Source organism: Ruegeria sp. BG7, from assembly GCF_056535685.1.
Genome location: NZ_JBQFIU010000001.1, coordinates 87,545 through 100,836 on the forward strand (window position 1 = coordinate 87,545; position 13,292 = coordinate 100,836).

Annotated in this window: 16 protein-coding genes and 1 tRNA gene; 12 read left to right on the forward strand and 5 right to left on the reverse strand. The window is 56.3% G+C overall.

The annotated features are described in order from the left end of the window. Positions 1–3: 3 nt before the first annotated feature. The 4 genes from ACR3EH_RS00475 to ACR3EH_RS00490 all read right to left on the reverse strand — a co-directional run bounded on the left by ACR3EH_RS00475 (position 4) and on the right by ACR3EH_RS00490 (position 3,037). A complete protein-coding gene (locus ACR3EH_RS00475; RefSeq protein ID WP_171090095.1) occupies positions 4–879 on the reverse strand; it encodes a branched-chain amino acid ABC transporter permease in 876 nt (291 codons plus the stop codon). 73 nt (positions 880–952) lie between these two features. Next, the gene (locus ACR3EH_RS00480; protein WP_171183250.1) at positions 953–1,981 is read right to left on the reverse strand and encodes an alcohol dehydrogenase catalytic domain-containing protein; all 1,029 of its coding nucleotides are present in this window, start codon (positions 1,979–1,981) and stop codon (positions 953–955) included. A gap of 195 nt (positions 1,982–2,176) precedes the next feature. Further along, complete coding sequence (locus tag ACR3EH_RS00485; RefSeq protein ID WP_171090091.1) at positions 2,177–2,701, reverse strand: hypothetical protein; 525 nt, start codon at positions 2,699–2,701, stop codon at positions 2,177–2,179. A gap of 246 nt (positions 2,702–2,947) precedes the next feature. Continuing rightward, positions 2,948–3,037: transfer RNA gene (locus tag ACR3EH_RS00490), tRNA-Ser, on the reverse strand. Between the two features lie 183 nt (positions 3,038–3,220). Between ACR3EH_RS00490 and ACR3EH_RS00495 the strand changes: the two genes are divergently transcribed. The 9 genes from ACR3EH_RS00495 (at position 3,221) to ACR3EH_RS00535 (ending at position 10,608) form a co-directional block, all read left to right on the forward strand. Beyond that, positions 3,221–4,003 carry a DUF2059 domain-containing protein gene (locus ACR3EH_RS00495; protein ID WP_253758533.1) on the forward strand — a complete coding sequence of 261 codons (783 nt, stop codon included), beginning with the start codon at positions 3,221–3,223 and terminating at the stop codon, positions 4,001–4,003. Continuing rightward, complete coding sequence (locus ACR3EH_RS00500) at positions 4,003–4,803, forward strand: DUF2059 domain-containing protein (protein WP_171183246.1); 801 nt, start codon at positions 4,003–4,005, stop codon at positions 4,801–4,803. Before ACR3EH_RS00495 ends, ACR3EH_RS00500 begins: the two co-directional genes overlap by 1 nt. Before the next feature lie 209 nt (positions 4,804–5,012). Continuing rightward, positions 5,013–5,627: a 50S ribosomal protein L21 gene (locus ACR3EH_RS00505; protein WP_171183244.1), complete on the forward strand. Its 615-nt coding sequence runs from the start codon at positions 5,013–5,015 to the stop codon at positions 5,625–5,627. Between the two features lie 11 nt (positions 5,628–5,638). Next, positions 5,639–5,908, forward strand: a complete 270-nt coding sequence (gene rpmA, locus ACR3EH_RS00510) for a 50S ribosomal protein L27 (RefSeq protein WP_039535512.1) — start codon at positions 5,639–5,641, stop codon at positions 5,906–5,908. 95 nt (positions 5,909–6,003) lie between these two features. Then, positions 6,004–6,612: a LysE family translocator gene (locus tag ACR3EH_RS00515; protein ID WP_171183242.1), complete on the forward strand. Its 609-nt coding sequence runs from the start codon at positions 6,004–6,006 to the stop codon at positions 6,610–6,612. Continuing rightward, positions 6,609–7,145 carry a GNAT family N-acetyltransferase gene (locus ACR3EH_RS00520; RefSeq protein ID WP_171090081.1) on the forward strand — a complete coding sequence of 179 codons (537 nt, stop codon included), beginning with the start codon at positions 6,609–6,611 and terminating at the stop codon, positions 7,143–7,145. The genes ACR3EH_RS00515 and ACR3EH_RS00520 overlap by 4 nt, the downstream gene beginning before the upstream one ends. A gap of 38 nt (positions 7,146–7,183) precedes the next feature. Further along, positions 7,184–8,218 carry a GTPase ObgE gene (gene obgE, locus ACR3EH_RS00525; protein WP_171675565.1) on the forward strand — a complete coding sequence of 345 codons (1,035 nt, stop codon included), beginning with the start codon at positions 7,184–7,186 and terminating at the stop codon, positions 8,216–8,218. Beyond that, positions 8,206–9,312 carry a glutamate 5-kinase gene (proB, locus tag ACR3EH_RS00530; protein WP_171183239.1) on the forward strand — a complete coding sequence of 369 codons (1,107 nt, stop codon included), beginning with the start codon at positions 8,206–8,208 and terminating at the stop codon, positions 9,310–9,312. The genes obgE and proB overlap by 13 nt, the downstream gene beginning before the upstream one ends. Positions 9,313–9,345: 33 nt before the next feature. Then, positions 9,346–10,608, forward strand: a complete 1,263-nt coding sequence (locus tag ACR3EH_RS00535) for a glutamate-5-semialdehyde dehydrogenase (RefSeq protein WP_171183237.1) — start codon at positions 9,346–9,348, stop codon at positions 10,606–10,608. Here ACR3EH_RS00535 and ACR3EH_RS00540 read toward each other — a convergent pair. After that, on the reverse strand, positions 10,605–11,201 hold the full coding sequence (locus ACR3EH_RS00540; protein WP_171675563.1) for a histidine phosphotransferase family protein: 597 nt from the start codon (positions 11,199–11,201) through the stop codon (positions 10,605–10,607). The two genes, ACR3EH_RS00535 and ACR3EH_RS00540, sit on opposite strands and share 4 nt — an antisense overlap. Positions 11,202–11,244: 43 nt before the next feature. Here ACR3EH_RS00540 and ACR3EH_RS00545 point away from each other — a divergent pair, with 43 nt between their 5' ends. The 3 genes from ACR3EH_RS00545 to olsA all read left to right on the forward strand — a co-directional run bounded on the left by ACR3EH_RS00545 (position 11,245) and on the right by olsA (position 13,128). Next, on the forward strand, positions 11,245–11,427 hold the full coding sequence (locus ACR3EH_RS00545; protein ID WP_050602459.1) for a DUF3553 domain-containing protein: 183 nt from the start codon (positions 11,245–11,247) through the stop codon (positions 11,425–11,427). A 103-nt stretch (positions 11,428–11,530) separates the two neighbouring features. Next, entirely contained in the window at positions 11,531–12,286 is a 756-nt protein-coding gene (gene olsB / locus ACR3EH_RS00550; RefSeq protein WP_171183233.1) for an L-ornithine N(alpha)-acyltransferase, read from the forward strand. Positions 12,287–12,291: 5 nt separating this feature from the next. Next, on the forward strand, positions 12,292–13,128 hold the full coding sequence (gene olsA, locus ACR3EH_RS00555; RefSeq protein ID WP_171675561.1) for a lyso-ornithine lipid O-acyltransferase: 837 nt from the start codon (positions 12,292–12,294) through the stop codon (positions 13,126–13,128). Positions 13,129–13,292 lie beyond the last annotated feature (164 nt).

Sequence of the window (13,292 nt, forward strand, 5' to 3'; positions counted from 1 at the left end):
GATTCAGACCTTTTTGACCCGAACCTGACTGAACAGCCCGTTGGGCCGGAAAATCAGCACGGCCAGCAGTAAGGCATAGGGCGCGACCTGGCTGTAACCCGCGGCGATATAGCGGCTGGCAAAAGGTTCGATCACGCCAACGATAAGCCCTCCGGCCAGAGCACCGGGCAGACTGCCAAATCCACCGATCACTGCTGCTGCAAAAGCCTTGATCCCCAGCAATCCGGTGGTCGGGTCCACCGCGCCCTTGGCGGCAAACAGGATACCGGCGATCCCGGCAACGACCCCGGCCAGTGCCCAGATAAAGCCCTGAACGCGTTTGACCGGAATGCCCATGTAGTAGGCCGCCAATTGGTTTTGCGACGCGCCCTGCATCGCAAGGCCCAGCTTGGTGCGGCTGAAAAAGACATAAAGCGCCCCGGTCAGAAGGATCGTGACAACAATTACCGCCACATCCTCCATCCCCAGTACCAGACCGCCAAAACGAACCTCTTTACCGGCAAGCGGGTTTTGCAACGTTTGCGGTTCATGCCCCCAGATCAACCCCGCAACAAAGCGGATCACGAACCCCAAAGCGATGGTCAGGATGACGACTGCGGTCTGGCTTTCACCGAACAATCGACGGATGATCAGTCGATCCAGCAGATAGCCTAAGGCACCCATAATCCCCAGTGAGATCGGTAGGGCCATCCAGAAGGGCAGGCCCATATACTCTGTATTTGTCAGGCCGATGGTCACAAAGGCCCCCAGCATCATGAAATCACCCTGCGCGAAATTCACCGCTTCGGTCGCCTTGTAGATCAGAACAAAGCCAAGCGCGATCAGGCCATAGACGCAGCCATTCGCCAGTCCGCTGATCAGCAGCTGTGCGTTATCCAAACTTTCCTCCCTCTAACGAGCAACAGGTGCCGTCAGCCTCACGCAAGTCTTCGGGGTGCGTGGGGTTCTTCTACTATGGCGTGATTATCACCTTTCCGTCACTCTTTTTCAGCGCATTGGCTAAATTTGGCACCAGATCTCTGAGTGTAAGGTGTTCAGAAACATCTGTTTTCCAGCGCCCGTCTGCAAAACGCGCCTGAACCTCGGCCACCACCCGCATCTGATCCGCTGGTGGCGTCGACATCATCCATTGCGTCAGCCAAAACCCTTCGATCCGCTTGCCCATAAAGATCAATTGGCCGGTCTGGGTAAGGGTCGGCGCTTCGGTCGAAAGCTTGCCATAGGTGATCCAGCGTGCACGGTTTGGCATGGTACAGAACAACTGCTCCGAAAGCTGGTCAGTCACGGCGTCAAGAAACACGCGTGGCTTCATGGATGTGCTCAGTCCGGCAAATTGCTCAACAACATCTGAATCTGTCGTCACCAGGACTTCGGCGGCGCCAAGGCTCTTCAACGTTGCAACAGTCTCAGCGCGCCGCACGAGCGCTATGGGTTTCAGCCCGAGATCGCGGCCAAGGCTGCACATGAGCTTTCCGAGCTGGCTGGTTGCAGCAGACACGACAAACGCGTCGCCGTCGACCTTGGCCATGTCCACCATCGCCATCGCGGTCAGCGGATTGACAATTTGCGCGGCCCCGTCGTCGTCTGAAATATCCGGCCTCAGGGGGATACACATCTGCATCTGAGTGACGTTATATTCAGCCCACGCACCGGACCCAGCAGCGACAAATGCAACGCGCTGACCTTGCAGGGCTTCGGCACCTTTGCCGGTGGCCACAACATCACCACATCCTTCGAAACCGGCTGGGGATCCCTTTACTCGGGGTTGGCCATACTCACCCTTGATGAAGTGCAGGTCGGATGGATTGACGGATGCGGTGCGCAGTTTGATCAAAACCTGACCCGGACCAGGCTGTGGTACAGGTACTTCTGCGGGTTCAAGCCATTCGGCTGCATCCGCGATCACCGGTCCGCTGGATGTGCCGGAATATCCGTCATGCTTCAAAATGGTGGCAAACATGGTGTGCGGCAAATCTGTCATTTGGTCATCCTTGACTAAACTGGAGTGACACGCGCCGTATCGAAACAAATGTTCAAGAAGGCATGGCGCGGGTAGGGTGTCAGAATGAGCCAATCAAAAGCCGCTTAGGGCGTCAATTCAATGCCGAAATAACGTGGGGGCATCCAAGATGCCCCCGAAGAGTGGGACTTACCCAAACGGGCAGCCCCATTTATTTTATTGTTGGGTCAGCAGGTTGGTCAGTTCCTGAATTTTCTGAGCGATGGTTTCAGGCGATGCTTTGATGTCATTCACGATCTTGATCGCTTGCTCTTTCAGGTCCGCTGCCAATGTGCTTTCTTCTAGCGATGTCATGATGCCGTCATAGTCGAAATTGGCAGGGTTCAACTTGCCTTCCGCGATCCAGGAGTTCAGCAGCTCTTGCCCTTGTCCAGTCAGAGCAGCGACCTGATCGCTTGCTTGTTGCGCGGCTTCTGATGCCTGATCGGCAACAGAAGATGCCGCCTCGGATGCCTGTTCAGTCAATGATGAAGCCGCTTCCGAGGCTTGTTCTGTGGCGGCGTCAACCGCGTCGGAGGCGGCGTCTTGTGCCGCAGTGGCAGCATCGGCCAATGCGTCACTGGCGTCTTCGGCTGCTGACTGCAAACGTTCAGCCGGAGTTGGTTCCGGTTGGTTTAGGTAATAATATCCGCCAACGCCGATTGCGGCGAGGACAATGATCAAAATTAGAGTACGCGACATGTGAATCTCCTTTGGAATTTGTGTCGCTGGGATGATCCAAAACTAACGCAATAACAAAGGGGAAATCTTGTGAAGTCTCGGCAAAACAGAGGATTGAGCCGGGCTGTGCTGATCGGGCGTGTCGAACCCGGCAAGATCACGCTGCTTTCGGGACATACCCTTCAGGACTGCGCTGCGATCCGCCATTGATGTCGCGCGACAGGGCAAGTATTCGCTGCGCCCGGTTAACATAGCCAATTTGGATAATGGCGGAGAGACAGGGATTCGAACCCTGGGTGGGCTTGCACCCACAACGGTTTTCGAGACCGCCCCGTTCGACCACTCCGGCACCTCTCCGCGGGGGTCTGTGAGGGGGGGATTTAGTGAGGAACGGGCGGGGGTGCAAGCAGAAAATTCCAGAATTTGACAAAGCCGGGTTTTTCCATTGCCAGCGGACGGAAAACGCCTACTCTGAATACTATGACACAGCCTGCACACCGCTTTGCTTTTCTGTTTTTGGCGCTGCTCTTGGCGTTTTTTATGGCTGCTGCTCCTTTGTTTGCGGCCAACCGGGAACGGATCGAAGCGTTTCTGACAACAACCGGATTTGATGTCGCGCTGGAAAGCATCGCGTTGAGTTCTCGGTCCGCACCGCAAATGCTGGGCATCGACCCGGACGGGTTCGGCTCGGACTGGTCACGTCTCACGGATGAGGTATTTGACGTCGAAGCTATGCATCAAACGGCGGTTTCCATTCTTGAGGAAACGCTGAGCGAAGAGGCATTGGCGCACGCAATTGAGTTCTACGCGTCCGACCTGGGGCAGCGTTTGGTCGAAGTTGAAAATGCGTCTCATATGAACGCGGATAACGAAGCCAAGCAATTTGAAGGCCAGCAAATCATCTCGGATCTGATCAAAGAAGGGTCACAGCGGGTCGAAAGCTTCAAGCGAATGAGTGCGGCCATCGATTCGACCGATACAGCGCTTCGAGCATGGCAGGAGATACAGTTTCGCTTCCTGCTGGCGGCCAGCGCATCCGGCGTCATCGAATTGCAAATGGATGCAGAAGATTTGCGAGAGCTTTTGAAAAGAAACGAGCCCGCTCTGCGTCAATCGCTTCAATTGTCCAGCCTTGCAGGCGCGGCTTACACGTACAAGGATTTCTCGGACGAGGACGTGAACGCCTATGTCGATGCGTTGGAACAGCCCTTGATGCAGGAAGTTTATGAACTTCTGAACGTCATACAATTCGAAATCATGGCCCGACGGTTCGAGGTTCTTGCCTCGCGGATGGCAGAATTGCATCCCGCACAGGATATTTGATGCAGCGGTTCGCTCAGGTTCTGGTCTTTGTCCTTTTGGGGTCGCCCGCGTTGGCGAACGAAAAGATAGACCGGTTGGCTCAGGCCATGCACCTGCCCGACGTGATGGAGATACTGGTTCAAGAAGGGCAAGAACACCGGAAAAACCTGGATGAAACCATGCTGAGCAACACTGGTGGGGCGCTCTTTGAAGCTCAGGTCAATGACATCTATGATCCCATGTGGATGCAAGATCACCTGACTGAAGCGTTCGAGACAGGTATGTCGGATGCGCAGCTTGATCAGGCCATTGTGTTTTTTGAGAGTGATCTGGGTCAAACAATCGTAACACTTGAAAACTCGGCCCGTCAGGCGATTTCGGATCCGACAATCGAAGAAATGGCGCGCGACGCGTTTGAAGAAACCGCACGCACAACAACGCGGTTTGCTTTGGTTGAGGAATACATCGAAGCGAACAATCTGGTTGAGAAGAACGTTCAGGGGTCTTTGACGTCAGATTATAACTTCTTTCGCGGTCTGGATGTGGATTCAAGAGCAGACACTCAGGACTTACTGTCAGAGCTTTTGTCGCAGAAGGACAGCAGGACAGCAGACACCGAAGCGTGGCTTTATGCCTTTCTACTGCTGGCATATCGCCCGTTGGACGAGGCGCAAATGCGAGAGAATATAGCTTTTTCCAGAACGGAGACCGGACAAGCGCTGAACGACGCGTTGTTTGATGGGTTTGATCGTATGTTCAACGATATTTCCTACCAGTTGGGACAAGCGGTTGCCCGTGCTCTCAGGGCGTCTGACCTTTGAGGTTGGTTTGGTGTTGACTTTCTTCTGCAATCTATGGATAAGCGCGCATCCCGGCCGGTCATCCGCGCCGGGTCTCGTTATTATTTGACCCTTAAGATACATCGAAAGGGTCTGTCACACAGCCCGAAAAGGGCGCGCTGTTCGAGGTGGCTTAAGCCAGAAACGCCCGAAAGGGGACCACAGAACGCGGGTATGAAAAGGAAAGACGCATGTTTGCGGTCCTCAAGACTGGCGGCAAGCAGTACAAGGTTCAGGCGGGCGATATCCTCCGCGTTGAAAAACTGGCTGCCGACGCAGGTGAAAAAGTTCAATTCAACGATGTTCTGATGCTGGGCGGTGACGCGCCGGTTGTTGGCGCACCTTTCGTTGAAGGCGCAGGCGTACAGGCCGAAGTGATCGAACAGATCAAAGGTGACAAGGTCATCAAATTCGTCAAGCGCCGTCGTAAGCACAGCTCGAAGCGTACCGTTGGCCACCGTCAGAAGCTGACACTGGTCAAGATCACCGACATCCTGTCGTCGGGCGCTGACAAGTCGGGCATCAAAGCTGCAACCGGATCAGCTCCGGCTGGCGAAGCAGCACCTGCTGCAAAGCCTGCCAAGAAAGCAGAAGCCAAAGCAGAGGCACCCGCCGCTGCTGCTGCCGCTGACGATCTGACCAAGCTGAACGGTGTCGGTCCTGCCGCTGCCAAAAAGCTGGTTGAAGCCGGTATCGAGAGCTTTGCCGCTCTGGCCGCCTTGTCGGATGAGCAGATTGCTGCTATCGACACCATCAAAGTGAAACCCGAATGGGTTGAGCAAGCCAAAGAGCTGGCTCAGGGCTAAGGAGAGAGAGAATGGCACATAAAAAAGCTGGCGGTTCCTCCCGTAACGGTCGCGACTCAGCTGGTCGCCGCCTTGGCGTGAAACTGTATGGTGGCCAGGCAGCCATCGCAGGCAACATCATCGTACGTCAGCGCGGCACCAAGTTCTGGCCGGGCGAAGGCGTAGGCATGGGCAAAGATCACACCATCTTTGCAACCACCGATGGCGCCGTGAAGTTCCACAAGGGACTCAAAAACCGCACCTTCATTTCGGTCCTGCCAGTGGCGGAGGCCGCAGAGTAAGCCGAGACCCAGAAGGTTAATAAAAAATTCATGGGGGACCGGCAGAAAATGCCGGTCCCTTTTTCGTTTTAACACAGTCGTGATCCAAAGAGCCGATGACCGTTGCAACCACCAGCTTCCTAATCTTTGCCGCCTCGCAGGTTGGCACGCCGGGACCGGCCAATATGGTCCTGCTGGGAACAGGTGCGCGCTATGGTTTCCGGGCGGCCCTGCCGTTTGTTGCCGGTGTTGTTCTGGGCAAGCAGTTGATTATCTGGCCGGTAGGCTTCGGCCTCATGCAAATTGGGGAACAAGCGCCATTTGTGTTTTCTGCGCTGAAATACGCCTCTGCTGGTTATGTGTGCTGGCTGGCTTGGAAGATTGCCAATCTTCGATTGTCGCGGGATGGGGCAGGTGGTTCGGTACCGGGGTTCTGGGCCGGACTGATCGTGCATCCGCTGAACCCCAAAGCCTGGGCCATGATCATTGCCGGGTTTACCGGTTTCGTCGCGGCTGGCACGTCCAGTTTGGACGCAACGTTCACGATCGCTCTTTGTTTGTTCATCTGCCAGGTTGTTTTGCACCCGATCTGGACCTTCGCAGGCGATAGAATTGCCCATGCGGTTGAAGGTCGCCCTGCGGAAAAATATCTAATGTGGACGTTGGCCGGGCTTACGGTTGCGTCCGTCCTTTTTGTGTTGTTCGGAGGAGGAACACACCAATGAAGCTTGAAGCAATAATAAATCAGCCGGTCATAGAAACCGAGCGGTTCGATCTGCGCCCGCTGCGCCGTTCGGACATGGGACTGATCGAGCACTATGCGGGGGATGAGCGCGTGGCACGCATGACCACAAGCATCGCGCATCCGCTGGCGCCCGGCTCGACCGAGGCTTTTGTCACCCGTTCGATGGCAGAAGACCGGGACGAAGATGTCTGGGTGATGGATGCAATCAAGGACGGCGGCCCGGAACTGATCGGCCTGATCACACTGAAACGACTGGATCGGAATCAGTCCGAGGTCGGATATTGGGTTGCGCCGATTTATTGGAACACGGGCATTGCATCTTTGGCCGTTGAAGCATTGGTCAATGCCAACCCTCTGCAGAACGCGACCATGTTTGCCAGTGTGTTTCAGGACAACCCCGCCTCGGCGCGGGTGCTGACCCATTGCGGGTTCCAGTATCTGGGTGACGCGGAAAGCTATTCGGTGGCGCGTGATGCGAATGTGCCCACCTGGACTTACAGTAAAAAACTCTGACTTGTGGCCGATGGGGCCTTTGCAGTAGGGGACAGACCATGAAATTTCTCGATCTTGCAAAGGTCTACATCCGGTCCGGGGCCGGAGGTAGCGGCTGCGTCAGCTTCCGACGCGAAAAATACATCGAATACGGCGGTCCCGATGGTGGGGACGGCGGCAAAGGCGGGTCTGTGTGGGCCGAAGTTGCGGACGGGTTGAACACCCTGATCGACTTTCGCTATCAGCAGCATTTCTTTGCCAAGAACGGCCAGCCGGGCCGGGGCCAGCAGCGTACCGGTAAGGACGGCGACGATATCGTTCTGCGTGTGCCTGTTGGTACTGAAATTCTGGATGAAGACGAAGAAACCGTCATCTGTGATCTGACCGAAGTTGGACAGCGCGTGCTGCTGGCCAAGGGCGGCAACGGCGGGTTTGGAAACCTGCACTTCAAATCCGCCACCAATCAGGCACCGCGCCGGGCCAATCCGGGGCAGGCGGGGATCGACCGTACCATCTGGCTGCGGCTTAAGCTGATTGCGGATGTGGGATTGCTGGGTATGCCCAATGCGGGCAAGTCTACTTTTCTGGCAGCTACATCGAACGCACGCCCTAAGATTGCGGATTATCCCTTCACCACGTTGCACCCAAATCTGGGCGTCGTGGGAGTCGACAACGTTGAATTCGTAGTTGCCGACATTCCCGGCCTGATCGAAGGCGCGCATGAAGGGCGCGGCATCGGGGACCGGTTCCTTGGCCACGTTGAACGCTGTGCCGTACTGTTGCATCTGGTTGATGGCACCTCTGAGTCAGTTGCCGAAGATTACCGGACAATTATTCACGAGCTTGAAGCCTATGGCGGTGAGCTGGCTGAAAAACCTCGGATCACCGTTCTGAACAAGGTCGACGCGCTGGATGACGAAGAGCGGGAATTGACCAAAGCTGAACTGGAGGAAGCCGTGGGCGGCCCCGTCATGACCATGTCGGGTGTGGCCCATCTGGGCGTGACCGAGGTTCTGCGCGCGTTGCGGGCGCAGATCGACGACAATCGCGTGCGCCATAAACCCGCTGAGGAGGCGCAGCCTTGGCAGCCCTGACCTCTGCCCGCCGTCTGGTGGTGAAAATCGGATCCGCTTTGCTGGTGGATCGCGACACCGGTTTGCTTCGGTCGGACTGGTTGACCTCGTTGGCGCAGGATGTGGCCTGGCTTAAGGGGCAGGGGACAGATGTCATTTTGGTCTCTTCCGGGTCAATCGCGTTGGGCCGCGGTGTATTGCGGTTGCCGATGGCTGCATTGCCTTTGGAGAAATCACAAGCCGCCGCCGCAGTGGGTCAGATTCGTCTGGCGCGGGCCTATGAAGAAGCTTTGACCCCGCACCAGATAACGACGGCGCAGGTGCTGGTGACGCTTGAGGACAGCGAGGATCGCCGCCGCTATTTGAACTCACGGGCCACTCTGGAAACTTTGTTGGGTCTTGGGGTTGTTCCGATCGTGAACGAAAACGACACGGTTGCCACGGATGAAATCCGATATGGTGACAATGATCGTCTGGCTGCGCAAATTGCTGTAACGGTCGGGGCCGATCAACTGATCCTGCTGTCCGATGTGGATGGGTTCTATTCCGGTAATCCGAACGAGGACGCCGCAGCCACCCGGTTCGAGACCATTGATCGGATCACACCCGAGATTGAGGCCATGGCGGGTGATGCAGGTTCGGGCCTGTCCAAAGGTGGGATGAAGACAAAACTGCTGGCTGCCAAGATGGCCACGGCTGGTGGCTGCGCGATGGCAATTACTGAAGGGTCGGTGTTGAACCCGCTGAAATCGCTGGAAAACGGCGCGAACTCAACGTGGTTTACGGCCACGCTGGACCCGCACGCCGCCCGCAAACGTTGGATCTCTGCGATGAAACCACGCGGAGAGATCACCGTGGATGATGGGGCCGCCAATGCTCTGGCCAATGGCAAAAGCCTGCTACCTGCGGGTATAGTCGAGGTGACTGGCGATTTCGGGCGCGGCGATCCTGTCGCCGTTCTTGACGCCAAAGCACGGCGACTGGCTCAGGGCATCAGCCGATACACCGCGCAAGAGGCGGACGCGATCAAAGGGCGCAGGTCTTCTGAAATTGAGGCAACGCTGGGCTACCCTGGCCGCGCAGCCTTGATCCACCGGGATGATCTGGCCCTGTAAGCACTGAAAAAGACGACCTGAAAGGCACGCGATATGAAAGATTTCGACAGCATTCCCGCTCTGATGGCCGATCTTGGGAAACGCGCCAAAGAGGCCTCGCGTGATCTGGCGTTTGCAAGCGCCGAGCGTAAACACGCTGCATTGATTGCCGCTGCGGATGCGGTTTGGGCTAATCGTGAACAGATCATCGAAGCGAACCAAAAAGACCTGGAGTTTGGCCGTGACAAGGGCCTGAGCCCGGCGATGATGGATCGGCTGATGCTGGATGAGACCCGCATTCAGGGCATGGTCGACGGGCTGCGCACCGTGGCTGATCAGGCGGACCCGGTGGGTGAGGTTCTGGCCGAATGGGAGCGCCCCACTGGATTGAAGATTCAGCGGGTCCGTACGCCTTTGGGCGTCATTGGCGTGATCTATGAAAGCCGGCCCAACGTGACCGCTGATGCCGGTGCGCTGTGTCTGAAGTCCGGCAATGCTGTCATCTTGCGCGGTGGGTCCGAGAGTTTTCATTCTTCAGCTGCAATTCATGAATGCCTGGTCGAAGGTTTGAAAGCGGCCAACCTGCCCGAGGATGCAATTCAATTGGTACCCACACGAGATCGCGCAGCAGTGCAGGAATTGCTGACCCTGACCGATTATGTCGACGTCATCGTTCCGCGCGGTGGCAAGGGGCTGGTAGGGCTGGTGCAGCGCGAGGCCCGTGTGCCGGTCTTCGCTCACCTCGAAGGCATTGTTCATATTTACATCGACAAAGCTGCTGATCCGCAAAAGACGCTGGATGTCGTGCTGAACGCAAAGACCCGCCGCACAGGCATCTGCGGAGCCGCCGAATGTTTGCTGATCCATCAAGACGTTGTTGAAACACTGGGGCGCAGTGTGATCGAGGCCCTGCTGGCCGCAGGTGTCGAGGTTCACGCCGAAGGTGCTTTGGCAGTCGAAGGTGCACAGGCCGCAACGTCAGAGGATTGGGGAAAGGAATTCCTTGATAGTGTGATTGCTGCGAAACCCGTTGAGGATATTGACGCAGCGATTGCCCATATCCGGAAATTCGGGTCCAACCACACCGATTGCATCATGACCGAAGACGATGCGGCAGCAGCCCGATTCTTTGAACGTCTCGACAGTGCTATCCTGATGCACAATGCCTCCACCCAGTTTGCAGATGGCGGTGAGTTCGGTATGGGCGCGGAAATCGGGATCGCCACAGGCAAGATGCACGCGCGCGGCCCGGTGGGTGCGGCGCAACTGACCAGTTTCAAGTATCTGGTTCGTGGGGACGGAACGACCCGGGCTTAGAACCTGAGCGAAACGCGCGTTGCGGTGGTTTCTGCCGCGACGCGACGCCCCATCGTCTTGGCTGTTTCCGGCAACAAGGCAAACTGTACCTGCGCGGGTGTCAGTTTGTTAGGGAAACGTTCTGTGACCACGTGTTTCCACAAGTCGCTGTCCACATTCAGCTTGTCGGCGGAACCGGTCACATTCCAGTTCGCGCCTTGACTTGTGACGTCGACGGTGCCCCCCAGAGGCATAGCGCTTTCGCAGCACATTAATGCCAAAAAGTCCAATTTGACCTGATTGCGCGGAACAGGCTCGGTCAGGTTCCAGTTGACCCGCACACGCCCGGCACGTTCGACGTCATTCAGCAGTTCGGTGATTTCGGCCCGCCCGAGCGGTTGGTCGCTGGCGGAACCAAAGGCTACGCGGAAAAAGCGAATACGCGCGCCCGCACTGCCAACACTGCCCGAGATCAGCTCCATCTCGGGGCCTTGAACAGCGCCAACCATATCCAACAGCTCAAGCCCGTTGGTGATGGCCCCGATCGGGCTGATCAGATCATGGCAGATCCGAGAGCCGATCAACTCGGCCAGGTTGACGTCCGAAGCGCCCATGCGTACCTCCTGCTGTATCTGCCGCCGGATTCAGGAGCCCCGCATGACAGACATGAATGCCATTCTTGCACCGGGCATGTTTGTCCGCCACCCGGATTTTCCCGAATGGGGCGTTGGACAGGTTCAATCCAACATCGCAGGCAAGATCACCGTGAACTTTCGCGAGCAGGGGAAAGTGGTAATCGACGGAACGCGCATCGCCCTGATGCCGGTCTTTGATCCGTGAAACTAGTTTAGGAAAGGTTAACAACTCTGACCAAACCGCCAGTTGTTGCCTTCGATTGGCCAACTGCGGTATCAGCTGCGAAAAGAAAAACGGACGCATCATTATGCCGGATACAGGCCCATCCTTTACCGTCAAGCTGGCCGAAACCGAGGCAGAGCTGCAGGCTGCGCAACGTCTGCGTTATGACGTCTTTGTGCGTGAACTCGGTGGTGGTGGCGATTTGGTGGATCACGAGGCGGGGTTAGAGAGAGACCGGTTTGACCCCTATTTCGATCACATGTTGGCCTATGACGACGGCACTGACGAAATCATTGGCGTTTACAGGATGTTACCGGGTGAACGTGCAGCAGAGGTGGGCCAATTCTATTCAGAAGATGAATATGATCTGACGGTTTTGAAAAACAGTGGCCGCAAGTTGCTGGAACTGGGCCGGTCCTGTGTGCATCCCGACTATCGTGGTGGCACCGCCATGTATCATCTTTGGAACGGGCTGGCGGCCTATGTCACGGAACGTGAGATCGAAGTGCTGTTCGGGGTCGCAAGCTTTCACGGCACGGACGTCACAACGCTGGCGCAACCTTTATCCATGTTGCATCACAACCATCTGGCTCCGCCCGAATTGCGGGTGCGCGCGCAGCCTGACGTTTTTCAATCCATGGATCTGGTCGCTAAGGACGACTTGGACAGGCGGGCGGCCATGGTTCAGGTGCCTGCTTTGATCAAAGCTTACCTGAGACTTGGCGGTTTTGTGGGTGAAGGCGCCTTTATCGATCACAAATTTAACACCACCGATGTGTGCCTGATACTTGACACTGCGCGTTTGAACGACCGACAGCGCCGTATCTACAGCGGGGCCTGACATCTGTGAACGATCCGCTTTGGAACAGTGAGGATGAACCCGATCCGATCGACCTTGGAGTGATTGGTTGGCTGTTGGTATTCCTTCGAGGACTGCCTCTGGCCGTTCTGGTCTTTGGTGGCTTGATCGTGCTTTTGGCCGTACGAATGGTTGAGTATCCGTTGTGCGGGGTGCGCAGACCCGTCACGCCTTTCATCACGCAATTTGTGTGCCGGAACGCATTTCGCATTCTTGGCATGGGATTCCGAACCTCTGGCGTGTTGATGCAAGAGCAGGGGGCGGTGGTCGCCAATCATACCTCTTGGTTGGACATTTTTGCCCTGAACGCGCGTAAGAGGGTCTATTTTGTATCCAAGGCCGAAGTCGCGAAATGGCCCGGAATCGGATGGTTGGCCCGCGCCACCGGCACCGTGTTCATCCAACGGGATCGTGCAAAAGCCAAAGAACAGACCAAACTGTTCGAGACCCGCCTGAAAGCGGGCCACAAGCTGTTGTTCTTTCCCGAAGGTACTTCGACGGATGGATTGCGGGTTTTGCCATTCAAAACAACGCTTTTCGCTGCGTTCTTCGCAGATGAGTTGCGCGACTTCATGTATATCCAACCGGTTTCGGTTGTTTTTCATGCGCCCCAAAAGCAACCCAAACGGTTTTACGGCTGGTGGGGCGATATGGAATTCGGCCCGCATTTGCTCAAGACACTTGGGGCGCGCAGGCAGGGTTCTGTTGAGCTGATTTATCACGCTCCGGCAAAGGTTAGTGACTTTGAAAACCGAAAGGCACTGGCGGCACATTGCGAAGAGGCGGTCAGGCACGCCCATGCTTTGGCTTTGCTTGAAAAATAAGGGCAATTGGCCCTTGCACTGCATCAAAACCTGCCGTATACGCGCGCCATTCAAACCCGCAGGCGGGGTTTGGGCTTTTTGAGGGAGACATCCTCATCAAGACCGCCGGTTGGAGCATCCGCTTCTTTCACCCCCGCCCAGGCGTAAACCGGAAAAGGAAAATA